Consider the following 26,261-nt stretch of genomic DNA (forward strand, 5'->3'; position numbering starts at 1 on the left):
CCGCTAAGCCGATTTTGACTTGGCTTTTCTTTTAAAACGTCGCTTTGGCGGCGTTTTTGGTAAGTGCGCAAATACATTACTATCACAATTTTTGGCTAACTCAACAAACCCAGCTAAATCTGCCAATAAGGGATTTAAAAATTGCTGATAACTCATCTGCTGCTCTGCAATACTTCCCAAAGATGCTTCCCATTTTGCAGTTAAATCTGGACTGGCTAAACCATCAGGTAACGCAGTGATCAATGCTTTACCTGTATCAGTTGCTAAAATAAGTTTACCTTGGCGCTTTAAAAACTGTCTTTTAAATAGCAGCTCTAAAATCCCCGCTCTAGTGGCTTCGGTTCCTAAACCATCAGTTTCTTTTAATATTTTTTTGATTTCTGGATCTTTAACATAACGGCTAATGCCAGTCATCGCGCCAAGCAGTGTCGCGTCATTAAAATGGGCCGGTGGCGTGGTCATTTTATCGATAACTTCGCCCCGCCCACAATGTAACTTTTGCCCTTTGCTTAATGGCGGTAATGTCTGCTCATCTTTTAATGTGGTTTTTCCCATTAATGCTTTAAAGCCTAAACTGACATCTTGTTTTGCGTTGGCTTTAAAAACCCCACCATTAATTGTTATTTCCGCTTTTGTTTCATTGTAAATGTAATCTGGATAAAATTGGATCAGATAATGACGGCTGATCAATCCATACACTTTACTTTCCTCAGCATTCAAACTTACTGATTTCAACTGCTTAGCTGTCGGGATAATAGCGTGATGCGCCGCAACTTTAGCATCGTTAAAGCACTTACTGCGTTTGCCACTATCCGCACCTTGGCAATGCGCCTCACTTTGACCACCATTAATAGCAATAGCCTTTAATATACTCGCAGCTTCTTGGTGATGATCTTTGGGTAAATAACGATTATCTGAACGAGGATAAGTAATGAGTTTATGGCGTTCATATAAATTTTGGCAAATATCCAAGACTTTTTGTGCGGGCATAGAAAATGCTTTTGCAGCGTCAATTTGTAGTGCTGATAAATTATAGGGTAATGGGGCTTGTTGTTTTTTCTGTTTTTGCTCAAGCGCCGTCACTTCACCGGGTTGCTCAGTGATACGTGATGCAACATTTTCAGCAAGACCGCGATGCAGCACTCGCCCCTCTTCATCTTGATAAGGTTCACACGCTTTGCTTGGTTGCCATTTTGCAGTAAATGGCTCTTTATTTTCGGTGCTTAAATGGGCTAATACTTCATAAAAAGGTTTCGCGACAAAATTAGCAATTTCGTTATCACGCTGAACCACCAACCCTAATATTGGTGTTTGTACTCGCCCAACAGAAAGCACATTACCAAACCCTGCTTTTTGCCCAGCTAAGGTATAAGCACGCGTTAGATTCATGCCAAACAACCAATCAGCCCGAGAGCGCGCCAGTGCAGAAACACTTAGTGGAATAAAATCACGATTGGTACGCATACTCGCTAATGCTTTTTTAACTGCACTGACGTTTAAATCACTGATCAATAAGCGTTGAATACTGTGTTTTTTGGCCTGTGATAATTTTACTTGTTCAATGACTTCATCTACAAGCAATTGGCCTTCTCTATCCGGATCGCCAGCGTGAACAAGCTGTTCGGCTTGTTTGATTAACTTTTTAAGTACTGTAAGCTGTTTACGAGTTTTTGACTTTGCTTTTAACTGCCATTGCTGTGGCACTATAGGTAAATCATCAAAGCGCCATTTTTTATATTGCTCATTATAATCGTCAGGTTCGGCTTGCTCTAGCAGATGGCCAATACACCAAGAAACGCAATCACCATTGGCTACTTCAATATAGCCATCATGCTTTTTATGCGGCTTTGGGAGGGCATCGGCAATCGCACGACCAAGGGATGGTTTTTCAGCAATGTATAATTTCATAGCAAGCCACAACAACTGTTTATATAAACAGTAGTCTAGCACACATAAATTTACTGGGAAATATTAACCTTGTTTGACGTTTCCGATTTACGGGATAATAAGTAAATCAATGGTAGATAACACACCACCACTGTTGCAGTATTAATGATAGGTAGCAGTGTTTTATACATCATCGTGCTGTAGGAGAGATCCCACAAGTGACGATCAACCAAACGAAATAATTGTAATAAGGGTGCAGCTATAACTACAAGTTGGCCAATGACACTTTGCCAAAGGTACACCTTATCTTTAATTCCTAAGTAGGCAATCAAAGCCATCCACGCTAGATCGTTAAATGCCCAAACTACGTAACGCCAAATATAAGGGTCATCAAATTCTCTTAGGCTTGAATAAATCACGGCCCCATACGAAAAGAAAAAAGCTGTAATCAAGACGAATCGAAATGCCAGCCAATCCTTACGTAAATAAAATACAAAAATAGCTGGTAGTAAAAATAACACCCAGCTATATTCAAGCATAAAAATTACATTGTTCACCCAATTAGGCATTGGCGTTACTTAACATTCTTCTCTTCTTCATCGCCACCAGAACCATTGCCCGGCATATAGCTATATATATCAACCTTTTTCATACGTCACTCCGTTACACTTGTTAAAAAGTCACTTTAAGCTAAATTAGGTACTTTGCCAAGCATCATTGACGAACATCTATTGGATCAGATTCTTTTGCCTTCCCTTGCATGATTGATATTTCTACGCGGCGATTACGACGTCTATCTGCGTCAGTTTCATTAGGAACTAATGGCCGTGTTTCTGCATGGCCAACTACAACCATACGAGTTTTATCAAAGCCTTGTGCTTTTTGCATTTCGCTTGCTACCGCAACAGCTCGTTTTGATGACAAGTCCCAATTATTGGTATACAGCTCATTAGATACTTGAAAGTCATCAGTATGGCCCGAGACCGTAATTTCACCTGGCACATCTTTTAACAGCGTGGCTATATCACGAATAATAGGTTTGAATTTAGGCTGTAAAAAGGCACTGCCAGAAGGAAATGAACCATTTTCGCGAATACGAATAATAATTTGCTGACCTAACGATTCCAGTTCAATCGCCCCATCCATTATTTGCTGTTCTAATTGCTGCGCTATTTTTTTCACCAGCTCATTAACTTGCTCTTGATCGGCTGCAGCAATTGATTGCTCAGAGGCTTGTTGTTGCGCAGTACTTTGCGACTCACCACCGCGCTTGTTACCACGTTGTTCTTGACGCCCACCCGCAGAGCTTTCATCACCCGCCTGAAATTCTAACATTTGCTGGGTCATTTCCACAGTTTGCTGTTGAATGGTTTCTATCGGAGTAGGTTCAGGTTTACCTGGGGTGAATTCCATGGCAATCACCGATGTACCTTTGGGGATATCTTTTACTTCTATTTTATTTTGCACACCAAAAGCAAACTTCATCGAGCCCGCGATTTGTTTAAATTTCAGCACATCCATTTCTGAAAACGCGAGCAAAAGCACAAAAAAGCACATCAACAATGACATTAAATCCGCAAACGTCCCCATCCAAGCAGGAAGTCCTGGTGGTGGGCACTTGCACTCTTGCTCAGACATGCTTACTCCTCAGTATCGACTTTTCTTTTTGATTCAGCGAGGTAGTTTTTCAAAATGCCTTCGATAACTTTTGGATTCTGACCATCTTGAATACCTAACACAGCATCTAAAATCAAACGCTGGTTCATTGCTTCTTCGTCTTTACGTAGCTCTAATTTAACTTGAATTGGTATCGCCACTACGTTGGCTAAAAATGCACCATACAGGGTTGTTAAAAGTGCGACCGCCATTGCCGGGCCAATTGCTTTAGGGTCATCCATATTAGATAGCATTGCCACCAAACCTATAAGTGTACCAATCATGCCCATAGCAGGGGCAATATCGGCAAGCGCTTTAAATAAGCCAGCTCCCGATTCATGGCGAGTAGAAGTCAGTGCAATATCTTTTTGTAGTGTCGCTCTAACCACATCAGCATCATGACCATCGACAAGCATATCGACGCCCTTACGCATAAATGCATTTGGTATTTCAGCTTCTTCGAGTGCTAAAAACCCTCCTTTACGTGCTGAATCAGCAAGCTCAACGGCTTTTTCGATAAGCTCTTCGGGAGATTCGATTTTAAACATAAACGCTTTGGCAGCAACTTTACCAATGCCAAAAAACTGGCTCATTGTATAATTTGATAACACGATAAAAATCGAGCCACCAAATACAATCACTACAGACGGAGTATTGTAGAACATCGCCACTTCGCCGCTGCTACTCAAAAACATGGACATGACAATCAAGCCAATAGCGCCGAGAATACCTATAATGGTTGCTAAATCCACTTACCCCTCCAAAGGAACTCATGCTTTACTGCCCGCGACAGTAAATTTTTATTATTAACTGCTTATCGGCAATGTATTGAATTACTTAAACCATTTACTGAAAAAAATGAAATGAAAACGTTTAGCTCTATTTGGCATTTTAATCTACCACGCTTAACCTGCAAGGTTTAAATCTGAGTAAAAGCATTTAATCAGTGACAAGAATATAGTTTATTATTCAAAAAAAACGCATCAGCCTTTGACCTAGTTTAGCATTCCCCCTAAAATTGGCCTCACATTTCTATCATCTAAGTTGAATCCACTATGGCGACTAAAAAACCAGAGAACCTAAGCTTTGAGCAAGCGCTTGAAGAATTATCCTTAATCGTCACAGAAATGGAGCAAGGTGAGCTTTCGCTTGAACAATCATTAAAACAATTTGAACGCGGTATTGCTTTGGCTGGCGCATCATCTAGCAAGTTGCAACAAGCAGAACAAAAAGTCGCTATTTTGATGGGTAATGATAGTCAGTCACCGCTTACTAACTTTGATAATGATTTGGAATAACGAGTGTTAATAACAGAGCAAATAAAATGCGCTCAACGTGATGTTGAAGCCACTCTCAATCGGTATTTTGAGCAACCATTGGATACAGAGGATAGTATCAAACAGGCAACTCATTATAGTGTTTTAAATGGCGGTAAACGGCTACGACCATTTTTAGTATACGCCACAGGCAGAATGCTTGGTGCAAAGCATCAGGATTTAGATGTGTTAGCCGCCGCCATAGAATGCATTCATAGTTACTCGTTAGTCCATGATGACTTGCCTGCAATGGATGATGATGATTTACGCCGCGGTCGCCCTACTTGCCATATTGTGTATGGTGAAGCCCAGGCAATTTTAGCAGGAGATGCCCTGCAAACACTGGCATTTGATTTAATAGCCAATCATGTATTTGATGTTCCCGCTCAGCAGCAACTAAAAATGATTGCAACACTTGCCAAAGCATCGGGCATTGAAGGTATGGTTGGTGGTCAAGCATTGGATATTGTCGCAACAAACAAAGCGGTGAGTCTTGCTGAACTTGAGCGAATTCATCAACTAAAAACAGGGGCTTTGCTAAACTGCGCAATCACCTTAGGGGCACTGTGTGCAAAAGGGATTGAGCAAAAAACATTAATACAATTAAAACAGTTTGGTGATGCAATTGGACTGGCTTTTCAGGTACAAGACGATATCCTAGACATCGAAGGCGACACCCAAGTACTAGGAAAACCACAAGGCTCCGATGTTGCTGCCAATAAAGCAACCTACCCTGCACTACTTGGGCTAGCTGGTGCAAAACAAAAAGCTCAACTTTTACTTGAGCAAGCACTGCGTGCTTTAGCTGACATTGACGCAGATACCACAGAGCTTGAGCATTTAGCAAAATATATTGTTGAGCGAGAGTATTAAGCTAGATTCAGCATTTATTAGCAAATAATGATGTACAAAATAACTAAAAAACCAGAGTAACATTGCGTTATAATGATGCCTGGTTAGCGAAGGATGTATTAAAAATCATGACACTTGATAGTAGCAAGTATCCATTATTAGGTTTGGTTGACGAACCAGCCCAACTGCGTGATTTAGCGCAACAAAAATTACCTGCATTTAGCAATGAGCTGCGTGATTATTTACTTAACTCAGTGTCGCAAAGCAGTGGTCACCTTGCATCAGGCCTAGGTACTGTGGAGCTAACGGTTGCATTACACTATGTGTACAATACTCCTGAAGACCGTTTGGTATGGGATGTAGGTCATCAAGCTTACCCGCATAAAATCTTAACGGGTCGTCGCGATCAAATGCATACTATTCGCCAAAAAGATGGCTTACACCCTTTTCCATTTCGTGAAGAAAGCCAATACGATACCTTTAGCGTGGGCCACTCAAGCACTTCAATTTCTGCGGCTTTAGGCATGTCTATTGCTGCACAAAAAGAAGGCAAAGGTCGTAAAACAGTCGCCGTTATTGGCGATGGTGCAATCACCGCAGGCATGGCATTTGAAGCAATGAATCACTTAGGTGATGTAAAGTCGGATATGTTAATCATTTTAAATGATAACGAAATGTCGATTTCAGAAAATGTGGGAGCACTCACAAACCACTTTGCACGCATTTTATCAGGCAGTTTTTATACAAACATTCGTGAAGGCAGTAAAAAGCTACTCTCAGGTGTACCACCTGTAAAGCAATTAGCGAGTCGTATGGAAGAACATTTAAAAGGTATGGTTATTCCAGGCACTTTTTTTGAAGAGCTGGGCTTAAACTATATCGGTCCTATCGACGGTCACGATGTAAATATGTTGGTAGATACATTACGTAATATGCGTAATTTAAAAGGCCCACAGCTACTTCACATCAAAACGCAAAAAGGAAAAGGCTATAAACCTGCTGAAGCCGACCCTATTGGTTATCATGGTGTACCAAAGTTCGACCCTGCTATTTCAAGCTTACCAAAATCAACACCTGGCGCAGCCACCTTCTCTAAAGTATTTGGCGACTGGCTATGTGATATGGCAAGCCAAGATAGCAAATTGATGGCCATCACCCCTGCAATGCGTGAAGGCTCTGGAATGGTGCGTTTTTCGAAAGAATATCCTAAGCAGTACTTTGATGTTGCTATTGCTGAGCAACATGCGGTTACCTTAGCGGCTGGTTTTGCGTGTGAAGGCTTAAAACCCGTTGTTGCTATTTATTCTAGCTTTTTGCAACGCGCCTATGATCAGCTTATACATGATGTAGCACTGCAAAACTTACCAGTACTATTTGCCATTGACCGTGCTGGTATTGTGGGTGCCGATGGCGAGACCCACCAAGGTGCATACGATTTAAGTTTTATGCGCTGTATTCCAAACATGATCATCATGGCGCCAAGTGATACCAATGAATGCCGGCAAATGCTTTACACCGGTTATCGTTGTAACAGCCCTGTCGCTGTGCGCTATCCTCGTGGTAGTGCTGGTACCACCGAAATAAGCGAGCAAATGACTGAGCTTGAGATCGGTAAAGGCCGTGTAATTAAACAAGGTGCTAAAATCGCGATTTTATCTTTTGGTACTTTACTTGAAAATGCTCAATTAGCAGCAAAAGAGCTCAACGCCAGTCTCGTCGATATGCGTTTTGTTAAGCCACTAGATAGCGCATTAATCGACAGTTTATTAGCTGATCATGATGTGCTTGTAACACTTGAAGATAATGCCATAGTTGGCGGTGCAGGCTCTGCTGTGAATGAATATTTAGCCGCAATAAAAGCAAATGTCAGCATCCTAAATTTAGGGATTCCCGATGAATTCATCAAGCATGGCACACAAGAGCAAATGCACGATGAAATGGGCTTAGGTTCACAAGGCATACTCAACAGTATAACTAGTTTTATTACTGACTAAGCGATATAACGAGTAAATCACTCGAGAAAGTCTGGTTAAATAATAAAAAGGAGCATGGCTCCTTTTTTATTATAAAAATCATAACATTAAAAAAACTTCAAGTTATTTCCATTTTTTTGCATCCAATTATTTCTCTGCCACGTTTATTCACTGAGGTTAACTCGTGAGCAAAGCGTTCACGCTTTTATATAATACCAATCGACTTAAATATTTAGCCTTTCTAGCGTGCTAAATAAAGCGCTAACGGCGTTATAAATTTTTCATGTGGAACAACTACACATTAAAATTTATGCCTTGTTATCACTCTATTTATCCGTCGCTATAAATGACTAATAACTTAACACGATTGATATAAGCTGTTCTAAGCAAAACTCTTTGTATGTTCACATTTGATGGAATATTTAAGAAGGTACAAACTATGAAAACGTTTAAATCAGACGCAACAACTCAGTCTATCCACACTCAATCAATGGCAGGTAAACTCTGCTTATCGGCACTTACTTTAGCAATTGTGTTTAGTTTAACTGGCTGTGATGGTGACGACGGCAACGATGGTGTAGCAGGAGCTCAGGGTATAGCTGGAGTTGCAGGCACTAACGGAACAAATGGTACCGACGGCACAAATGGCAGTGACGGTACTGATGGGGCTGATGGCACCACAGGTTTTGCAGCGGCAACCTTTATCCTCGCTAATAATGGTACCGATAACGCAGGTACAGTAGACCTAATAGACCAAAATGCTGCGAAATTAAAAACATTTAATAGTGGTGCGAATGAAGGTGTTGCCTTTGATGGCTTAGGTAATTTAATACAAGCCAGTGACTCTGGTAATGGTGCTATTAGCACAGTTTGCCAAGTTTTGAGTCGTGCAGACGGCACAATGTTTGACAGCAACCGTGACCGCACTATTACGGGTAGTACTACTACCTTAGTCAACCCTAAAGGTATTCATGTATCGACTAAACGTGGACTTATTTTTGTCGCTGACTTTAATGCCATGCAGATCACTGTTTTTGGCGCTACCGCAGCGGGTGATGCAACACCTTTAGCAAGCACAGTCACAGACGCAAAACCGTGGGATGTTACTTATGATGATGTAAACGATCGTTTATATGTGGCGCTAACCAATGGTGATGTGGGTGTATACGACAATTATGTTGATGGTGGCTTTGTCGCAATGCCTACACGTACTATCACCCCAAGTAATGAAGCCGGTGAGAAAATATCAGTCAACATTCATGGTATTGCTTATGATGCTCACACCAATAAATTAGTGCTTTCTGATGTCGGTAGTGCCAGTGATGCAACCGATGGCGCTTTGTTTGTGATCAATAATGCCTCTCTTGCAGATGGTAATACCAGCGTTGCACGTAGCATTGCAGGCCCAGCAAGTATGCTTGGTAACCCTGTTGATATAAGCTTAACAGGCAGCGACCTGCGCGTCGCTGAGAAATCAAATGACGCGGTACTGGTATTTAGTAATATCTTTTCCGGCGCTAGCGGCGATATCAGTCCAGATAGTGTTACTGCGACTATTAAGCCAGAATCAATAACAGAAACAGTTATGCATAATGACATGGCGGACGTGTCGGATAGCTATATAGCTAATATGCCATTAATGGCTGTTGCCGTCAGCAGCAACCCTGGCACTGCCGGCCCTACAACTGGGCAAATATCACGTTTAAATGCGCCACTTACCAGTGAGTTAGGCAATTTTAATGCAAACCAAACAATTGAAAGCGTTACTTTTGATAAAGCAGGTAATAGTTATGCGACCTTTGATAACAGCACCACCTCTACCGGTGGAATTGTCATTGCAAATAAAGTCGCCATGCATCGTGATGGTGAGGTATTTACGCTCAGTCAAGATTCAATTATTAGTGGTTCAAATACAGGCCTAATCTCTCCTAAAGGTTTAGATGTAGCATCAGACAGTGGGTTAGTTTTTGTTGCTGAAAATAACGCCGCCACCCCCGGAATTTTAGTATTCTCTACTTGTACCACTGGTGATGCAAGCCCACTAATCACACTGACACCAAGTAACAGCGCACGCCCTTGGGATGTCGATTACGATGTTGTCACGGACCGAGCATTTGTTGCATTAACCAATGGTACTATTGCCGTATTCGATGAAGTAAAAAGAAAACTTATGGCAGGTATGAGTGTAATTACAGGGGAAGATCGCTTGATCACACCCGCAACCGCTGGCACAGCATTCCCTGCTCCAACGAATATTCATGGAATAGATTATGATCCACTCAGTGATTCGTTAATCGTATCGGATGTAGGCAGTGCAGCAGACGCCACTGATGGCAAGCTATTTGTATTAAATAATGCTGGTACTAGCTCTGGATTGAGCAATGTCAGTGTCAATATCGCAGGCCCGGCGACTATGCTTGGTAACCCTGTCGATATTATGTTTACAGGCAACCACCTTTATGTGGCCGAGAAATCAAATAGTTTAGTCATGCGCTTTGATAATATTTTAAATAGCCCAGGTGGTGATGTTGCTGCTAACTTAAGCTACTCATTCACAGCCCCTGAGTCAGTCGCTATTTTACCCGCTTGGTTAAACCACTAACCCATCAAGGGCAGCAACTTAACTGCCTTTAGTTGGCCTCCCAATGCCTTAACGTTATACGTTAGGGCATTTTTATTACTCTGTATTTTAACTAGCGCATCCATACTTTGATATCAGCTAACCCGTTGGCCTGCAAAACGCTCAACTGCTGCTCAATATTATTGGTTTGTTCAAATTCAAAGGCATCTAACTGCTCATCAAAAGTGATGTTTGCAACGCCATCGCCACCACGTTTTTTTACTTGATGCAGTGCAATATCCGCTAAGTTAACGGATGTTTCCCAACCAATTACTTGGCCACCAAGTAATGGCAATGGGTAAAATGAAAAGCCAATGGATGCTGTTAAGCTAATAGTGTCGCCACTAGGAAGCCTAAAGGAATGTTCTGCAATTACTTTACAAAGCTCTGCAACATAACTATCGATGGCGCTGCGTTTAAAGTCACGCAATAGCAGTAAAAACTCATCACCACTCCAACGCGCTACATAATCTGAACCCTGAGTTCGCGAGTTGAGTAAAGCAGCCATCTGCTGTAAGCAACTGTCGCCACCTAATGGGCCATGCGCGTCATTAATGCGGCTAAAATTATCAAAATTAATGATCAACAGCACTAAGGATTTTCCCTGCGCCTGCAGTGATTGCGAATTACGCTGGAAGTGCTCTATATCTTTTGGTAGCTGATCAAATAAGAATCGCCGACTTCTAAGCCCTGTTAACTCGTCAGAATGACTCATCAGCTTCAACTGTGAATTAACCTGATTAAGCTTATCATTTGCTTGGCGTAACTCACCGGTGCGTTCTGTGATCAGACTTTCAAGTGCCATTTGTTTACGGCGCTCTTGTCTTCTAAACGCCCAGAACACCAGGTAAAATAACAAAATAAAGCTACCAGTGATCAGCAACCTAAAATAAATTGTTTCATCAAAACGCCTTGGCACCACAAATGAATACTCTGTACGCTGTGCCTTTTGCCACCCTTCACCTTGGCGTTTAGCCTCAAGTTGAAATAAAAATGCCCCTGGTGGTAAGTTTGTATAAATCGCTTCACGACGGGTATTGGCATAACGCCAATCACTATCAAGGCCAGTTAAACGATAACGGAATTCAATACTGGTGGGAGCATAATAATCTATTGCCGTGTATTTTAAAGTGATATCACGCTCATCAGTTTCTAACTGAGGATTGCGCCCTAATGCCGCAGTGGCAAGCTTGCGTAACCCTGTATTTAAATTCTCAACTTTTGGTTGTAATGGTTTAATACCAAATAGTTCAATGTCCTTAGGAATTTCAACCACACCTTGCAAGCTTGGATACCAAATCGAATTACCCGACTCAGCCACCGCATCATGGCCAAGGCCGGTACAACATTGGCTTGCTTTACCATCAAGTTGACGATCGTATGATGAAATCACTTGCTCTACTTTTAGGCTTTCAATATCACCGCTAAATTGCTCAACAGGCATACGGTAAACGCCCTTCATGGTACTCACCCAAATGCGCTTAAGCTTCTCATCATAGCGTAAACTAAAAATAGAGCCATAAGGCAAGCCATTGGTTGCATCTAATTGACGCCAATGTCCTTGTCCACTGCGATAAAACAAACCATCATTTAATGAGCCGATCAAGATTCCGACCCCATCAATATTGAGAATACTGGTAACATAAGCGCTCTCAAGACTGGTTTGATCGCCAATTTTTTCAATCCCACGATCAGTAAAGTAATAAGCGCCTTTACTGGTGCCTATAAGGCCAAAATTAGCCTCATCAACAACATAGGTAATAAACTTACTGCCTAAAAAAGCGTTATATGCAAACGGTGTTAAACCACCGTAACTGAGTCGATACATTCCTCGCCCAGTACCAAGCCAAAAGCCGCCTTTACTAGAGCGGCTAATTGCAAACACCGGATTATCTCTTAAGGCACGTCCAGGGACTGCGAACAAGGTATTGTTTTCATAAAAATATACACCTCGACCGGTGGCGATATATAAGCGCGATCCATCAAACTGTAAATCATGCACAGCTGCACGACCATATTGATTACTGGGAATTTGATTAATGAAGTTTTTATCGAGGTCAAAATAACCTACTCCACTGCGATTTGCCACCCATAAACGCCCATCAGGGGCTTGGCTGATAGCCATTACCGCTTCGGTCATTTGCGATATTGCAGAGTGACGTTCAATACGCCCTTCATGGGCAAGCCATAAGCCTTCACTAAAACTGGCAAGCCAAATATTATTATCATTATCGCGAAATAAATCGGCAAACCAAATACTTTGGTCAAGTTGGCTGGGCTCAACCCATTGCCAATCACCTGAGTTATCACGAAATAATAATCGCCCATAGGTCGAAATCCATAAAGCGCCGTCAGAGTCGCTCATAAACTTATAAACCGCGGAGTTATTAGCATTCGGCAGTGGGAAAGGTCTTAATTCATCATCTAAATCTAAAAAGTAGGCACCGAGCTCTGAAGCCAAATATAAATTACCTTCAAGCCAAGCTAAATCATGGATTATGGTTTGCGCTAAGCGCTCTGGGAGCGATATTTTTGCAGTTAACTCTAAACGCAACTTAGCAAAATCAGAAGACGAGTTTGTCAAGCGTAGTAAGTAACGCTCGTTTACCAGCCAAATACCTTCTGGCGATAATGCCAACTGACTCACCGTACCAGCAATTTGTTTTACAGAACTGGCTGTTACTACAGGCGTGTAAGAGTCATATTTGCTATTGAGGTTGATTTGATTGCGAGACACAAAATATAAACCATTGGCTGCGATCCATAAGCTGCCTTTAGCGTCTTCTATAATATCGCGCACAGGGCCTTTTACAGCAAATTCTTGCGCCGCCATTGTGCTTGGATCAATAACGACAAGGCCATCTTTGGTCCCAATCCATAAATAGCCTTCACTATCGACCAGTAATTTATTGATACCATTACTGGGCAAAAAATGGCTATTTAAAGTGTTGTAGTTAGTGAATGTATTACCGTCAAAGCGACTGAGACCAAATTGAGTGCCTAACCACATATAGCCTTGCCCATCTTGCACCACACTTTTCAGTGATTGCGAAGGTAAGCCGTTTTGCATATTCCATTGCTTTACAACATAGTCAGTAATTGACGCCTTACTTGGCATACTGCATAACAGCACAATAATAACCAATAAAAACCGCATCATAACGTCAACACCTCGTTGCAAAACTAAGGTTAAAAGGGCAAATAACCCATTTTAAACAATGCCTGAACACAAATTAAAGAAAATATACCCGCTAAAACATCATCAGCCATAATACCTAAGCCGCCGTGTAAGCGTTTATCGAGTATTCTGATCGGCCCAGGTTTAACGATATCAAAAAAGCGAAACAGGACAAAACCAACTAATAAAGATTGCCAGCTGATCGCGGCACCTATCATGGTAATGTAAAAGCCGGCCACTTCGTCCCACACAATTGCAGGATGATCATGCACCCCAAGATCATCAGCGGTTTTTCCACACGCCCAAAGACCAAAAACACTGATCACCACTGCAAACACTATTTGTAACCACAGTGGAAAATACATAGTAGTAAAAATAAACGGCAGTGCTGCAAATGTACCAAATGTACCTGGTGCTTTAGGTGCCAGCCCTAAACCAAAGCCCAAACCAAAGAATTGGTGAGGGCGTTTTAAATTAAATAACGCGGGTTTATTCAAACCGACTCCTTGGTGAAGTGCTCAAAACCAGTATGTTCATATGCTAGCTTTTCGCCATCAAGCATTAGCTCAATTTGCCCTTCACCACTTTTTATTTGACCAATACAGGCGGCATCAACCCCATATTGCTGTAATTTCACTTCCAACATGCTTTTATTACTATCAGGCACAGTAAAAAGTAACTCATAGTCATCCCCATAATTGAGAATAAAAGGCAGTTGCTGATTTTTATCTAAAGTAGCACGCATTGCATCTGAGGTTGGTATTTTATTAACATCAATACACGCACTTACTTGAGACATTGCCAGTACATGCCCTAAGTCTGCAACCAGTCCATCAGAGATATCAATAGCCGCCGATGCTAAGCCACGTAATACTTGTCCTGCTGCAACACGCGGTGTTGGATAATCAAAGCGCTGATTCACATAACTTAAATACTCGGGAGCGACTTTGATCCCTTGTTTACGCGCCTCAATAGCTAGGCCAGCATCACCTAGTGGCCCTGTAACATAAACCCAATCACCTACTTTAGCGCCGCTACGACGCAGCGCTTTACCGTGCGGCACTGTGCCCTTTGCACAAATAGTGATTGTTAACGGTCCTTGTGTGGTATCACCACCGATAATTTGCACGTTAAAGTATTCAGCAATTTCGTGCATACCTTCGGTGAACTCTTCAAGCCACTCAACGTCAATGCTAGGTAAGGTTAATGCCACTGAAACCCATGTAGGTTCAGCCCCCATTGCGGCTAAATCACTTAAATTTACCGCTAATGCACGGTGTCCTAAAGCACGTGGTGCAATGTCATCGAAAAAGTGTACGCCTGCGACTAGTGTGTCCGTGGTGACGGCTAGTTGACAATTCTCAGGCACAGTAACCAAAGCACAGTCATCACCAATCCCTAAATTAACATCACGGCGACTAATACCGCGACCTTTAAAGTAGCGATTAATTAATTCAAATTCCTTCATACACAAAAAAGCCGGCCTATGCCGGCTCTCCTTTTACGGTGCACATTACTTACGTAACTGCTTTACCGCTTTATCAAGTACACCGTTAACAAATTTATGGCTATCTTCAGCGCCAAAAATCTTAGCAAGTTCAATACCTTCATTGATAGCCACTTTATATGGTACATCTTCACGGAATTTCAGCTCATAGCTGCTTAAACGTAAAATTGCTTTTTCAACCATATCTAACTCATCAAATGGACGCGTTAAATGTGGCGATACAGCTTCATCTAGTTGCTTATGATTTACCGCAACACCACGCGAAAGATCTTTAAAGTATTCAACATCAATTTTAGTCACATCGTTTTCGATCAACATTTGTTGTTCAATATCGGCAATTGCATTGCCGCTAAGTTGCCAAGAATAAACGGCTTGAAGTGCTAAGATACGTGCTTTACGTCTTGCTGCTGGTTTCACAAAAATTCCTTAAACTTAAATTTTATCTAACACATTAACCATTTCAAGTGCACCTAAAGCAGCTTCACCGCCTTTGTTGCCCATTTTAGTGCCCGCGCGTTCAATCGCTTGCTCAATGCTTTCTGTGGTTAATACGCCAAATGCAACTGGGATATCATACTCAAGCGACACTTGCGCTAAGCCTTTATTAGACTCGCCTGCGACAAGATCAAAGTGTGGTGTTCCACCTCGGATCACAACGCCTAGAGCAATAATTGCATCATACTCTTTTTTTGCTGCAACGCGTTTCGCTGCTAAAGGTAATTCAACGGCGCCCGGTACATAAACTACCGTTATATCATCATCTGATACACCACCAGTACGTTTCAATTCATCAACAGCACCAGCTAAAAGGCTGCTACCAATAAAGTCATTAAAGCGAGAAATTACGATAGCGAATTTCTTACCCGGAGCGTATTTATTACCTTCAATAATTTTCATTCGATAACCCTAAAAAATAAGTTCAAGCGGTTGCGATTGCGCAAAAATTGCTGCGTATCATACCATATAAATAAAATAATAGCCTAGTTTAAGCGTCGTGCTTATTGTGGTTCAACGTAGTCAACCACTTCCAGATGAAAACCTGATAGTGCATGGTACTTTTTAGGTAGACTCATTAAGCGCATTTTTTCGATGCCCAAGTCAGCCAAAATTTGTGAACCTACACCAACAGTGCGTGATGTTCCTTGGAACTTACGATGCGCCACTGTTTCACCAGCATCTTCTGCAGCAAAGGCTTTAACTGTCGCTTCTAATTCATCTGTACACTCTTGTTTACCAAGGATCACTAACACCCCTTGGTGTTTTGCGATATAAGCCATCGCATCTGATAAACCCCAGCTTCTATCGGCGCTGCGATCAGATAATAAAATGTCATTAAAGGTGCTTTGTAAATGTACGCGAACTAAGGTTGGTTCATTGGCTTTCACTTCGCCATTGAGCAATGCGTAATGCAATTGACCATCAATAGTGTCTTTATAAGTCACTAAATCAAACTCACCGTGCACAGTTGGCAATTTACACTTTGCCACTTGTTCAATCGTCGTTTCATTCATATTGCGGTATTCAATAAGGTCGGCAATAGTACCAATTTTGATATTATGCTGCTCGGCGAATACTTCTAAATCTGGACGGCGTGCCATCGTGCCATCGGCATTTAGGATTTCAACAATCACCGATGAAGGCTCTAAACCTGCTAAACGCGCTAAATCACAACCGGCTTCAGTATGCCCCGCACGAGTTAACACGCCACCTGGCTGTGCCATAATAGGAAAAATATGCCCTGGCTGTACGATATCACTTGGCACTGCACCTTTCGCAATGGCCGCTTGTACTGTACGTGCACGATCAGCAGCTGAAATACCTGTGGTCACCCCTTTAGAGGCTTCAATCGACATAGTAAAGTTAGTGGAAAATGCCGCACCATTATTTTTCACCATTAGTGGTAAATCGAGTTGTTCACAACGCTCTTGCGTCATGGTTAAGCAGATCAAACCACGGCCGTGAGTTGCCATAAAATTGATTGCTTCTGCACTGATATGTTCAGCGGCAATAATTAAATCACCTTCATTCTCTCTGTCTTCATCGTCCATCAATATAACCATTTTACCGGCTTTAATGTCATCAATAATTTCTTGTGCGCTGTGTAAATTCATAATCTGCTCGTGTAAGTTGTGGAGTTTATCAGGACTTAATAAAACCGGCTTGGGCGAGTAAGCTCATTGAAATATCAGAACTTGCTGGTTGCTCCGCCCCTTTGATCAAGCGCTCTAAATAGCGGGCAATTTGATCAACTTCGAGGTTCACTTGCGTGCCTACTTTAAAATCAGCAATCGTTGTTTGTTCGCTAGTATGCGGCACGATAGTCAATTTAAATTTATTATCTTCTACTGCATTAACCGTAAGGCTTATACCATCAATACAAACCGAGCCTTTGTAAGGTATGTATTTCATTAGTTGGGGATCGGTATTTAACCAGTACTCAGTCGCACGTGCATTGGCCGTAATAGCTGTAATGGTGGCAATTCCATCAACGTGCCCAGACACTAGATGCCCCCCCAGTCGCGACACCGGTTGCATCGCTTTTTCAAGGTTTACTTTTTGCCCTTGTTTATAATGGGCAAAGCCAGTTAACCCTATCGTTTCATTCGATAAGTCAGCGCTAAAGCCGTCGCTGTGCTTTGCCACTACGGTCAAGCACACACCATTTGTTGCAATGCTGTCACCTAAATTGACATCCGACATATCAAGGTTATTACTTTGAATGCGAATAGCTAAGTCGCCTTGTTTTTGCTGTAATTCGCTGATCGTGCCAGTCGCTTCGATGATCCCAGTAAACATAGTCGTTACTCTTTAAATAATTTGGTTAAGGCAATGCAACTCAACGCGGTATTGCAGTTATACGAATATCATTACCAATCAATACACATTCATTAATTGTTAAATCGACCGCGTTTTGCATAGAGGTTAGTTCAGCAAAGTTTAGTAAGCTTTTAGCGTCATTTCCTAACAGTTTCGGTGCCAGATAGATAATATATTCATCAATTAAATGACATTCAGCCATTTTACCCGCTAAGGTTGCCCCTGCTTCTAACCAAATATGGTTAAATTGTTGCTCTTGCGCCAATTGTCGTAAAGCGATCTTTAAATCAACTTTACAGTCTTTTTCAGGCACCACAATATGGCTTACGTAATGCGGCCATTGTACTGATTTATCAAGCTCAGTGGTGATAATTATTATCTCGCTTGCAATGCTAAATAAGGCTAAATCTGGCGTTAAACGATTTTGTGAATCGATAATGATACGCACAGGCTGACGAACCGGCAATTGAGTGGGTAATGGCTCAGGCAGCTCATCAACCCGCACATTAAGCTTTGCATCATCCATTAGGACGGTGTCTGCACCCGTTAAAATAGCGCAACTTTGGGCACGCTGTAATTGCACATCTTGGCGAGCAGGACTGCCCGTGATCCACTTGCTTTGGCCGTTTTTAAGGGCTGTTTTACCATCAAGACTTGCCGCCATTTTGCAGGTGATAAACGGCATCCCCTGTTCCATGCGTTTTAAAAAGCCACGGTTTAACAAGCGAGCTTCTGACTCTAACAAGCCAGATGCAACCTCAATGCCTGCATCAGCTAAAATGGCTAAACCTTTACCTGCCACTTGCGGATTAGGATCCACCATAGCGGCAATTACTTTTACCACACCTGCTGCTTTTAAACCTTCGGCACAAGGTGGTGTGCGGCCATAGTGGCTGCATGGCTCTAAGGTAACATAAGCAGTGGCACCTGTAGCTTGTGTACCTGCCATCAAAAGTGCATTTACTTCGGCGTGACCTTGGCCGGCAACTTGGTGAAAGCCTTCACCTACAATAGTTCCGTTTTTTACCAACACGCAACCTACATTAGGGTTGGGTGTTGTGGTAAAGCGCCCTTGCTTGGCAAGCGCGATCGCACGTGCCATATAAATATGATCTTGCTCAGTGAAATGTGATAGGGGCATTTTATTCTCCCAAGCGGGCGATCTCTTCACCAAATTCTCGGATATCTTCAAATGAGCGATATACGGAGGCAAACCTTACATAAGCAACTTTATCAAGCTTCTTCAGTGCTTCCATTATACATTCACCAATTAAGTGACTTGATATTTCTCGCTCGCCGGTGGCACGTAGTTGCGATTTTATAATGTTAACTACTTCATCTACTTGCTCTGTACTAACGGGGCGTTTTTCTAATGCGCGATGTAGACCATTAAGGAGTTTATCTTCATTAAACGGTTCACGGCTGCCATCTTGTTTGATCACTCTTGGCATTACCAACTCTGCCCCTTCAAAGGTAGTAAAGCGTTCATGGCATTCATTGCATTCACGACGACGTCTTACTTGGTGACCACCGCCAACAAGGCGCGAGTCAATCACTTTGGTATCTTTTGCGGTGCAAAATGGACAATGCATAAGTATTAGCTTCCGTTAAAAAACAAAAAAGGCCGCTTTTAAGCGGCCTTTATAATAGCAAAAAACAACGCTATTGTGATCTAAATTACTGCTAGCTTAACAATTAAGCGTAAACTGGTAATTTTTTACAGATTGCTTTAACTTTCTCTTTTACTTGTGCTTGCACAGACTCATCATTGATGTTGTCTAGTACATCACAGATCCAGCCAGCAAGCTCTTTTGATTCAGCTTCTTTAAAACCACGACGTGTGATTGCAGGAGAACCAATACGCAGACCTGACGTTACAAATGGTGAACGCGGATCATTAGGTACAGAGTTTTTATTTACTGTAATGTTTGCATTACCTAGTGCGGCGTCAGCGTCTTTACCAGTGATATCTTTATCGATTAAATCAAGTAAGAACAAGTGGTTTTCTGTTTTGTCAGAAACGATTTTGTAGCCGCGCTCTTGCATAACTGCAACCATAGCTTGCGCATTTTTAACAACTTGCGTTTGATATTCTTTAAACTCAGGTTGTAGTGCTTCTTTAAATGCTACTGCTTTTGCAGCAATGATGTGACATAAAGGACCACCTTGGCCACCTGGGAATACAGCGCTATTTAGCTTTTTGTAGATAGCTTCATCGCCACACGCAGAGATGATTAGACCGCCACGAGGACCCGCTAAAGTTTTGTGCGTAGTCGTGGTAACAACGTGCGCATGTGGTACTGGACTTGGGTAAACACCCGCAGCAATAAGACCTGCAACGTGAGCCATATCAACAAATAGGTAAGCACCTACTTTATCAGCGATTTCACGGAATTTAGCCCAATCAACAATACCTGAGTATGCAGAGAAACCACCGATAATCATTTTTGGCTTGTGCTCAAGCGCAAGCGCTTCAACTTGTGCGTAATCAATTTCGCCAGTCGCTTCATCTAATCCATATTGGATTGCATTGTAAAGCTTACCAGAGAAGCTTACATGTGAACCGTGCGTTAAGTGACCGCCATGCGCTAAGCTCATGCCAAGTACCGTATCACCTGCTTCTAATAATGCTAAGAATACAGCTGCATTAGCTTGTGAACCTGCATGAGGCTGTACGTTTGCATATTCAGAGCCAAATAGCTCATTAGCGCGGTCAATAGCAAGTTGCTCAACAACATCAACGTGCTCACAACCACCGTAGTAACGCTTGCCTGGGTAGCCTTCAGCATATTTGTTCGTTAACTGAGAACCCTGCGCTTCAAGTACCCGTGGGCTACAGTAGTTTTCAGATGCAATTAGCTCAATGTGTTCTTCTTGACGAGCAGTCTCTTTGTTGATTGCGTCAAATAACTCTGGATCAAAATCCGAAATATTCATGCTACGTTCTAACATGGGGGCTCCTAGGGCAACGTGTATGGTATTTTTTAAAGGCTGAATTATACGCTGAAAACGTCAATTTGCCTATGGTGTTAAGATGAACATATTTAAACAGGGATTGAATTTAATTCACAGTGTTTTTGTAATGATATTTTTTTATTAAAACATAAGTAAAACTAATAAATTAAAGTGTTCGACATTTATATTCTTAATGCTAAAGTTCTTTATATTTACCAGTTATTACACTAGGCTTGTATGAAATATAATCATGGATGATGAACTAATTTATTATGCTGGCTAAACCTATCTACGAATCAATTCCTTATTTTTATATCGCTTTTGGTAGCTTTTGCATGGTCGTTTCCAGCGCCTTACTGCCAACCGCATTAGGTGTGTTGCTATTTTTTAATGGTGCAAATATTTGGCGACTACGTTCTAATGCGCGACGAAAAGATCACCAAGTAAATCGTATCCGTGCTAATAAAAACTTTTACTATTATGAATTTAAGCCATTTCTACTACTTATAGTAGGCATACTAGTAATGCGCTGGATACCTTATAAATTTATATATCCTGCGGGTGTTGTGATCTGTTGTTGTGGGTTATTAATTTTATTTTTGCGTATTTTAAATCGCCGAACTCGTTCTCTAGTATAAATAAAAGAATGCTGTATCCAATACGTTCTAAAGATTAAAAAAAACGGTATGACAGATTGCCATACCGCTCATTTTTCAAACTTAGTTCTACAATCTAGTACTAGCCTAACTTGGCTAATAGAATGTCGCGTAAAACGTTATAGTCATCACTAATATCTTCAGCTAAACACGTTTTAGCTAGTGCATCTGCTAACGGTTTTGGCATTTCAAGTTCAATATCAAGTATTTCTTCAACACTTTCTTTGAATTTAGCAGGGTGTGCTGTAGCTAAGAAAATACCTGCAGAATCAGCAGCTAAGTTAGCTTTCAAGCCTTGATATGCAATCGCAGTATGAGGTTCAGCAATATAACCTGTTTGTTGAATTTTTTTCATCACTGCTTGTGTATCGTTTTCATCAACGCTAGTTGAATAAAAGTCATCATAACTAAACCAATTGTTATCAAGCATGGTTTGTACGCGAGGCCAATTATTAGGTTTGCTCACGTCCATTGCATTTGATAGCGATTCAATTGTTGCATTTGGTGCCCAGTTTTTATCAAGAATAAAACGCGGTACAGTATCATTCTGATTTGTTGTCGCACTAAGTTTACCAACTGGCATGCCGATAACAGCACCAATCATTGCGGCACATACATTACCAAAATTACCACTTGGCACTGAGATATGCGCGTTAGCGCGCTGATCTTTAGGTAACTGTGCTATCGCTTCAAAGTAATAACACACTTGAGCAACTAGGCGACTGATATTTATTGAGTTAGCTGAATTTAACCCTAAGCGCGATTTAACTTCATCATCTAAAAAGGCATTCTTAACCATCGCTTGGCAATCATCAAAGCTGCCTTCAACCGCATAGCAGTGAATGTTATTACCCAGTGTTGTGAACAGTTTTTGTTGCGCTAATGAAATTTTTCCTTTTGGATATAGGATAACAACATCGATATTTGGTTTATTATAAAAAGCATGCGCAACTGCGGCACCAGTGTCACCTGAGGTGGCCGTTAGTATTGTGGTTTTTTCACCTTGGCTAAATTGCGCTAAGCACTCAGCCATAAAGCGCCCACCAAAATCTTTAAACGCAAGGGTTGGTCCGTGGAACAGCTCTAAACAATAAATGTTCTTTTCAACTTCAACCAATTTGACTGGGAAATTAAAGGCATTTTTCACCATCTGTGCAACGGTATCCGCTGGTAATTCATCACCAATTAGGTGCGATAAAATCTTACTGCTACGCGTTACAAAGTCCATATCCAGCAACGCATCAATATCACCTATTGGTGCTAATGATTCAGGAAAGAATACTCCTTGATTGCGCCCTAAACCTGTTTTAACCGCTTCAACGAACGACACTTTTTGTGAATCATCTTTCAAATTATGTAATTGCATTATTAATTCCTTAAATTCTTATAACTGACGCGTGCCGGCGTTATCGAGCTTACAAATATGGCAAAAGCCTTGTTCATTGATATAGTTTTGTTCAAGCCACTGTGCACATTGCTGAGCCGCTGCAAGTGTTTTACACACAGTAAATAATGTCGGCCCTGCGCCTGAGATACTGACTATTTCCGCGCCTAAATCGGGTAATGCGAGTTTCGCTTCATTAAACCCAGCGATAAGCGGTGCGCGATAAGGTTCAGCTATTTCATCCCTCATTATTGATAATGCCTCATCAAAACGACTGGTTAGCAATAGTGTACTAAACGCAGATAAGCGCTGCGCAAATTCAACGCTGGCATGCATACTTAATTCTTTTGGCAACACTGAACGTGCTTTGGCAGTATTAAGTGAAAAGCCAGGGAAAGCGGCCACATAATACCAGCTTTCATCAACCGGCAAGGCGATTGATTTGTTTGGAATTAGATCACCCGTTAGCTGCAAACCACCTAAGTAACATGGTGTGATGTTATCGTAATGACGACCACCACTGACGATTGCTTCAAAGTCTGCCATTAACTCAATAAGTTGCACTTGGCTAAGTTTAGTGTCGGCAAATTTATCCAATGCAGCAAACGTTGCCACAACAGAGCAGGCACTTGAGCCTAAACCAGAACCTATTGGTAAATTCTTTTTCAACTCCAATTTTACGCTTGGCATGGTTGGCGCAACATGTTCACGAAAATGCACCAAACACTGATACGCTAAGTTTTCGCTGGCATCACTTGGCAGCTTGTGGGCGTATTCACCAGAGCAAATAAATTCATCGTTTTGTGCAGGACTTACCGCAACCACATCACCTAATAAAGTGCCATCAATAGGTGCAAGTGCTGCACCTAAGGCATCAAAACCGACTGCAAAGTTGCCTATTGAGGCCGGAGCATATACTTCAATCATACGATTCTCCTAGCGTGATAACGTTTTTAAGATATCAGCAAATACACCGGCTGCGGTAACCGCAGAGCCCGCTCCATAACCACGAATAACAAATGGACGTGGTTGATAGTACGCACTTAAAATTGCCAGCGCATTTTCACCATCACGAATAACTGAAAGTGCATGTTTGCTATCTACCGCTTCAATACCCACTTTACAGTGACCTTCTTTAATTGTGCCTACATAGCGCAGCACTTTCCCTTCATTGGCTGCACTTTCGATGCGATCGTTAAATGCGGCATCTAAACTCGGTAGTTTAGCCATAAACTCCTCAACACTGTCACCTTGTGCAAACCCACCAGGCAGTACTGATTCCACTTCAATATCGCTAAGCTCAAGTTTCATACCGGCTTCACGGGCAATGATTAATAGCTTACGAGCAACATCGGTGCCCGATAGGTCATCACGCGGATCAGGCTCTGTAAAACCGCTTTCTTTGGCTTTAATCGTTGCTTCAGATAATGATAAACCATCTTGTAGCGCACCAAACATATACGACAATGAACCAGATAAAATACCGCTAAACTCAAGTAACTCATCACCTGCACCGAAGAGTGATTGTAAATTATCAATAACAGGAAGACCGGCACCTACGTTAGTTTCGTATAAAAACTTACGATTGTTCTTACGTGTTGCTGCAATTAAGTCTTGATAATACACATACGAACTAGTGTTAGCCTTTTTATTTGCCGCTACCACATGGAAGCCTGCGTTTAAAAAGTCCACATATTGAGCGGCTAACGCATCCGACGACGTGCAATCAACCAGTACGGGGTTGATCAAATGGTTTTGCTTTACAAATTGTTCAACTAGTTTTAAGTCAAACGCTTGCTCAGATACAGCAAGCTTTTGCTGCCAGTCATCAAAAGCAATGCCCTCGCTATCAAGGTGTAACTGACGAGAGTTTGCTACGCCATATAAGTTAAGCTTAATGTTACGCTTTTCAAGCCATGCTTGCTGACGCTCTAGTTGTTGAATCAGTTCTTGACCAACTAGACCACAACCTAATAAAAATACATCGATAGATGGAATATGAGTGAAGAAGTTTTCATGACATACTTTTACTGCGTCATTGCATAATTCACCATCAATTACCGCTGAGATAGCACTTTCTGTTGAATCTTGCGCTATAGCAACTATATTCACTTGAGCTTGGGCAAGGGAAGCAAAAAACTTAGCCGCTAACCCTTTGTGAGCGCGCATATTGTCACCTACTAAAGTAACAATCGCTAAGTTTCGTTGTACATGTACAGGTTCAATCAGTCCCGCTTGCGACTCAAGTTCAAAAGCACTTTGTAATGCCTCTAGCGCCAGTGGCAAATCAGATTCATGAACACAAAAACTGATACTAAATTCACATGAAGACTGAGTGATCAACACTATTGATACATTATCATGAGCAAGGGCATTAAATACTTTTGACGCCATGCCCACTTTACCTTTCATACCAGGGCCTGACACCGTTAACATGGCAAGATTTTGTAAACTAGATAACGCTTTAACTGGCTCTGATGAGACATTATCGTTACTGATCAATGATCCCTGTGCATCTGGGTTGTGAGTATTCTTAATTTCACACGGTACGCCCGCTTTAGCACACGGTAGAATTGTTTTAGGGTGAAGAACTTTTGCACCAAAGTAGGATAACTCCATCGCTTCTTTATATGATAAAAAATCAACTTTAGTGGCTTTCTTAATATAACGAGGATCCGCGCTATACACACCATCAACATCAGTCCAGATCTGGCAGACCTCTGCATCTAAACAGGCTGCTGCAATCGCTGCTGAATAATCAGAGCCATTACGTCCTAACGTTGTTAACTGACCTTGCTCATTGCTCGCGGTAAAACCGGGCATGATATAAATAGTGGCAGGCGCCGCTTTTAGGGCAGCTTGAAAGCGCACTTTACTCGCAGCTAGATCCGCTTCAGCATCAATGAAGCCACCCGTTGAGGCGATACAATCTGTTGCTTCAAGGTAACGAGCATTATGTGAGCTAAGGAGGCTTTGCATTAATGACACGCTGATCCGCTCGCCAAAGCTGATCACATACGCACGTACCTGATCAGGACAGCATTTTATTAATTTAACACCAGCCAGTTTATTCTCTAATTCATTTAAATCAGGCCAGTTTTGTACTTCTCCAAAGTCAGCTGTAACAGCGGCTTTTAAACTATTGCAGCGCGTTACAAGTGCAGACCATTGTTCGCTATAATCAAGCCCCTGCTCTGCGGCACTGGCTAAAGCAACCAATGAATCGGTCATGCCACCAGGTGCTGATAACACCAATAACATTTCATCTTTTAATTGCGCTTTAACTAACTGAGCTACCTGTTGTAAACATGCAAAGTCGGCAAGCGACGACCCGCCAAATTTTAATACTCGCATTTTTTATGTTTCCTCATCCCATAAAACGAAAAAAGGCCTGTGTTCTTAGTGAACACAGGCCTTTAAATTTGTTGCACCGACCTATGCCACTATCCAGTTAGAATGG

General features: G+C 41.8%; 22 protein-coding genes. 5 read left to right on the top strand and 17 right to left on the bottom strand.

Annotation, left to right across the window (positions count from 1 at the left end; all coding sequences use genetic code 11):
- Positions 1 to 3 precede the first annotated feature (3 nt).
- From KAN5_RS10565 to pomA, 4 genes are all read right to left on the bottom strand, one after another.
- Positions 4 to 1,908, bottom strand: a complete 1,905-nt coding sequence (locus tag KAN5_RS10565) for a DNA topoisomerase III (protein WP_016708066.1) — start codon at positions 1,906 to 1,908, stop codon at positions 4 to 6.
- Positions 1,909 to 1,958: 50 nt separating this feature from the next.
- The gene (locus tag KAN5_RS10570) at positions 1,959 to 2,456 is read right to left on the bottom strand and encodes a hypothetical protein (RefSeq protein WP_016708067.1); all 498 of its coding nucleotides are present in this window, start codon (positions 2,454 to 2,456) and stop codon (positions 1,959 to 1,961) included.
- 145 nt (positions 2,457 to 2,601) lie between these two features.
- A complete protein-coding gene (locus KAN5_RS10575) occupies positions 2,602 to 3,525 on the bottom strand; it encodes a flagellar motor protein MotB (protein WP_016708068.1) in 924 nt (307 codons plus the stop codon).
- Between the two features lie 2 nt (positions 3,526 to 3,527).
- A complete protein-coding gene (pomA, locus tag KAN5_RS10580; RefSeq protein WP_016708069.1) occupies positions 3,528 to 4,295 on the bottom strand; it encodes a flagellar motor protein PomA in 768 nt (255 codons plus the stop codon).
- A 303-nt stretch (positions 4,296 to 4,598) separates the two neighbouring features.
- On the opposite strand from pomA, the gene KAN5_RS10585 reads away from it, so the two are divergent.
- From KAN5_RS10585 to KAN5_RS10600, 4 genes are all read left to right on the top strand, one after another.
- Positions 4,599 to 4,841 carry an exodeoxyribonuclease VII small subunit gene (locus KAN5_RS10585; protein ID WP_016708070.1) on the top strand — a complete coding sequence of 81 codons (243 nt, stop codon included), beginning with the start codon at positions 4,599 to 4,601 and terminating at the stop codon, positions 4,839 to 4,841.
- Positions 4,842 to 4,844: 3 nt separating this feature from the next.
- Positions 4,845 to 5,732, top strand: coding sequence for a (2E,6E)-farnesyl diphosphate synthase (gene ispA / locus KAN5_RS10590; RefSeq protein WP_016708071.1), 888 nt, complete (start codon positions 4,845 to 4,847; stop codon positions 5,730 to 5,732).
- 107 nt (positions 5,733 to 5,839) lie between these two features.
- A complete protein-coding gene (dxs, locus tag KAN5_RS10595) occupies positions 5,840 to 7,705 on the top strand; it encodes a 1-deoxy-D-xylulose-5-phosphate synthase (RefSeq protein WP_244389674.1) in 1,866 nt (621 codons plus the stop codon).
- 469 nt (positions 7,706 to 8,174) lie between these two features.
- Positions 8,175 to 10,286 carry a hypothetical protein gene (locus KAN5_RS10600; protein WP_244390945.1) on the top strand — a complete coding sequence of 704 codons (2,112 nt, stop codon included), beginning with the start codon at positions 8,175 to 8,177 and terminating at the stop codon, positions 10,284 to 10,286.
- 91 nt (positions 10,287 to 10,377) lie between these two features.
- Here KAN5_RS10600 and KAN5_RS10605 read toward each other — a convergent pair whose 3' ends face one another.
- From KAN5_RS10605 to glyA, 10 genes are all read right to left on the bottom strand, one after another.
- Positions 10,378 to 13,464 carry a ligand-binding sensor domain-containing diguanylate cyclase gene (locus KAN5_RS10605; RefSeq protein ID WP_016708075.1) on the bottom strand — a complete coding sequence of 1,029 codons (3,087 nt, stop codon included), beginning with the start codon at positions 13,462 to 13,464 and terminating at the stop codon, positions 10,378 to 10,380.
- Between the two features lie 29 nt (positions 13,465 to 13,493).
- Entirely contained in the window at positions 13,494 to 13,979 is a 486-nt protein-coding gene (locus KAN5_RS10610; RefSeq protein WP_016708076.1) for a phosphatidylglycerophosphatase A, read from the bottom strand.
- Positions 13,976 to 14,950, bottom strand: coding sequence for a thiamine-phosphate kinase (thiL, locus tag KAN5_RS10615; protein WP_244389675.1), 975 nt, complete (start codon positions 14,948 to 14,950; stop codon positions 13,976 to 13,978). Before thiL ends, KAN5_RS10610 begins: the two co-directional genes overlap by 4 nt.
- A gap of 45 nt (positions 14,951 to 14,995) precedes the next feature.
- Positions 14,996 to 15,406, bottom strand: a complete 411-nt coding sequence (gene nusB, locus KAN5_RS10620; RefSeq protein WP_016708078.1) for a transcription antitermination factor NusB — start codon at positions 15,404 to 15,406, stop codon at positions 14,996 to 14,998.
- Between the two features lie 15 nt (positions 15,407 to 15,421).
- On the bottom strand, positions 15,422 to 15,886 hold the full coding sequence (gene ribE / locus KAN5_RS10625) for a 6,7-dimethyl-8-ribityllumazine synthase (protein WP_016708079.1): 465 nt from the start codon (positions 15,884 to 15,886) through the stop codon (positions 15,422 to 15,424).
- A gap of 101 nt (positions 15,887 to 15,987) precedes the next feature.
- Positions 15,988 to 17,100 (bottom strand): bifunctional 3,4-dihydroxy-2-butanone-4-phosphate synthase/GTP cyclohydrolase II, encoded by a 1,113-nt coding sequence (gene ribBA / locus KAN5_RS10630; protein WP_016708080.1) that lies wholly within the window; start codon positions 17,098 to 17,100, stop codon positions 15,988 to 15,990.
- 28 nt (positions 17,101 to 17,128) lie between these two features.
- Positions 17,129 to 17,785: a riboflavin synthase gene (locus tag KAN5_RS10635; RefSeq protein ID WP_016708081.1), complete on the bottom strand. Its 657-nt coding sequence runs from the start codon at positions 17,783 to 17,785 to the stop codon at positions 17,129 to 17,131.
- Between the two features lie 40 nt (positions 17,786 to 17,825).
- Positions 17,826 to 18,947 (bottom strand): bifunctional diaminohydroxyphosphoribosylaminopyrimidine deaminase/5-amino-6-(5-phosphoribosylamino)uracil reductase RibD, encoded by a 1,122-nt coding sequence (ribD, locus tag KAN5_RS10640; RefSeq protein ID WP_244389676.1) that lies wholly within the window; start codon positions 18,945 to 18,947, stop codon positions 17,826 to 17,828.
- 1 nt (position 18,948) lies between these two features.
- Complete coding sequence (nrdR, locus tag KAN5_RS10645) at positions 18,949 to 19,398, bottom strand: transcriptional regulator NrdR (protein ID WP_016708083.1); 450 nt, start codon at positions 19,396 to 19,398, stop codon at positions 18,949 to 18,951.
- 103 nt (positions 19,399 to 19,501) lie between these two features.
- Complete coding sequence (gene glyA, locus KAN5_RS10650; protein WP_016708084.1) at positions 19,502 to 20,758, bottom strand: serine hydroxymethyltransferase; 1,257 nt, start codon at positions 20,756 to 20,758, stop codon at positions 19,502 to 19,504.
- 275 nt (positions 20,759 to 21,033) lie between these two features.
- On the opposite strand from glyA, the gene KAN5_RS10655 reads away from it, so the two are divergent.
- Positions 21,034 to 21,399 carry a hypothetical protein gene (locus tag KAN5_RS10655; protein ID WP_016708085.1) on the top strand — a complete coding sequence of 122 codons (366 nt, stop codon included), beginning with the start codon at positions 21,034 to 21,036 and terminating at the stop codon, positions 21,397 to 21,399.
- Between the two features lie 100 nt (positions 21,400 to 21,499).
- On the opposite strand, the gene thrC is transcribed toward KAN5_RS10655, so the two are convergent.
- Genes thrC through thrA form a run of 3 tightly spaced genes read right to left on the bottom strand, consistent with a single transcriptional unit; the run spans position 21,500 to position 26,155 of the window.
- Positions 21,500 to 22,783 (bottom strand): threonine synthase, encoded by a 1,284-nt coding sequence (thrC, locus tag KAN5_RS10660; protein WP_244389677.1) that lies wholly within the window; start codon positions 22,781 to 22,783, stop codon positions 21,500 to 21,502.
- A gap of 18 nt (positions 22,784 to 22,801) precedes the next feature.
- On the bottom strand, positions 22,802 to 23,728 hold the full coding sequence (gene thrB / locus KAN5_RS10665; RefSeq protein WP_244389678.1) for a homoserine kinase: 927 nt from the start codon (positions 23,726 to 23,728) through the stop codon (positions 22,802 to 22,804).
- A 9-nt stretch (positions 23,729 to 23,737) separates the two neighbouring features.
- Complete coding sequence (gene thrA, locus KAN5_RS10670) at positions 23,738 to 26,155, bottom strand: bifunctional aspartate kinase/homoserine dehydrogenase I (RefSeq protein ID WP_244389679.1); 2,418 nt, start codon at positions 26,153 to 26,155, stop codon at positions 23,738 to 23,740.
- Positions 26,156 to 26,261: the final 106 nt, after the last annotated feature.

This window comes from Pseudoalteromonas sp. KAN5 (assembly GCF_022846535.1).
GTDB classification, from domain to species: Bacteria; Pseudomonadota; Gammaproteobacteria; order Enterobacterales; family Alteromonadaceae; genus Pseudoalteromonas; species Pseudoalteromonas haloplanktis.

Excerpts from the sequence above, each read along its gene's own strand:
- nrdR (WP_016708083.1), bottom strand. The coding sequence starts at position 19,398 with ATGCATTGTCCATTTTGCACCGCAAAAGATACCAAAGTGATTGACTCG.
- thiL (WP_244389675.1), bottom strand. The coding sequence starts at position 14,950 with ATGAAGGAATTTGAATTAATTAATCGCTACTTTAAAGGTCGCGGTATT.
- glyA (WP_016708084.1), bottom strand. The coding sequence starts at position 20,758 with ATGTTAGAACGTAGCATGAATATTTCGGATTTTGATCCAGAGTTATTT.
- ribE (WP_016708079.1), bottom strand. The coding sequence starts at position 15,886 with ATGAAAATTATTGAAGGTAATAAATACGCTCCGGGTAAGAAATTCGCT.
- KAN5_RS10605 (WP_016708075.1), bottom strand. The coding sequence starts at position 13,464 with ATGATGCGGTTTTTATTGGTTATTATTGTGCTGTTATGCAGTATGCCA.
- KAN5_RS10575 (WP_016708068.1), bottom strand. The coding sequence starts at position 3,525 with ATGTCTGAGCAAGAGTGCAAGTGCCCACCACCAGGACTTCCTGCTTGG.
- thrC (WP_244389677.1), bottom strand. The coding sequence starts at position 22,783 with ATGCAATTACATAATTTGAAAGATGATTCACAAAAAGTGTCGTTCGTT.
- KAN5_RS10585 (WP_016708070.1), top strand. The coding sequence starts at position 4,599 with ATGGCGACTAAAAAACCAGAGAACCTAAGCTTTGAGCAAGCGCTTGAA.
- ribBA (WP_016708080.1), bottom strand. The coding sequence starts at position 17,100 with ATGAATTTACACAGCGCACAAGAAATTATTGATGACATTAAAGCCGGT.
- thrB (WP_244389678.1), bottom strand. The coding sequence starts at position 23,728 with ATGATTGAAGTATATGCTCCGGCCTCAATAGGCAACTTTGCAGTCGGT.
- KAN5_RS10655 (WP_016708085.1), top strand. The coding sequence starts at position 21,034 with ATGCTGGCTAAACCTATCTACGAATCAATTCCTTATTTTTATATCGCT.
- KAN5_RS10600 (WP_244390945.1), top strand. The coding sequence starts at position 8,175 with ATGGCAGGTAAACTCTGCTTATCGGCACTTACTTTAGCAATTGTGTTT.
- thrA (WP_244389679.1), bottom strand. The coding sequence starts at position 26,155 with ATGCGAGTATTAAAATTTGGCGGGTCGTCGCTTGCCGACTTTGCATGT.
- KAN5_RS10565 (WP_016708066.1), bottom strand. The coding sequence starts at position 1,908 with ATGAAATTATACATTGCTGAAAAACCATCCCTTGGTCGTGCGATTGCC.
- ribD (WP_244389676.1), bottom strand. The coding sequence starts at position 18,947 with ATGCCCCTATCACATTTCACTGAGCAAGATCATATTTATATGGCACGT.
- KAN5_RS10635 (WP_016708081.1), bottom strand. The coding sequence starts at position 17,785 with ATGTTTACTGGGATCATCGAAGCGACTGGCACGATCAGCGAATTACAG.
- KAN5_RS10570 (WP_016708067.1), bottom strand. The coding sequence starts at position 2,456 with ATGCCTAATTGGGTGAACAATGTAATTTTTATGCTTGAATATAGCTGG.
- dxs (WP_244389674.1), top strand. The coding sequence starts at position 5,840 with ATGACACTTGATAGTAGCAAGTATCCATTATTAGGTTTGGTTGACGAA.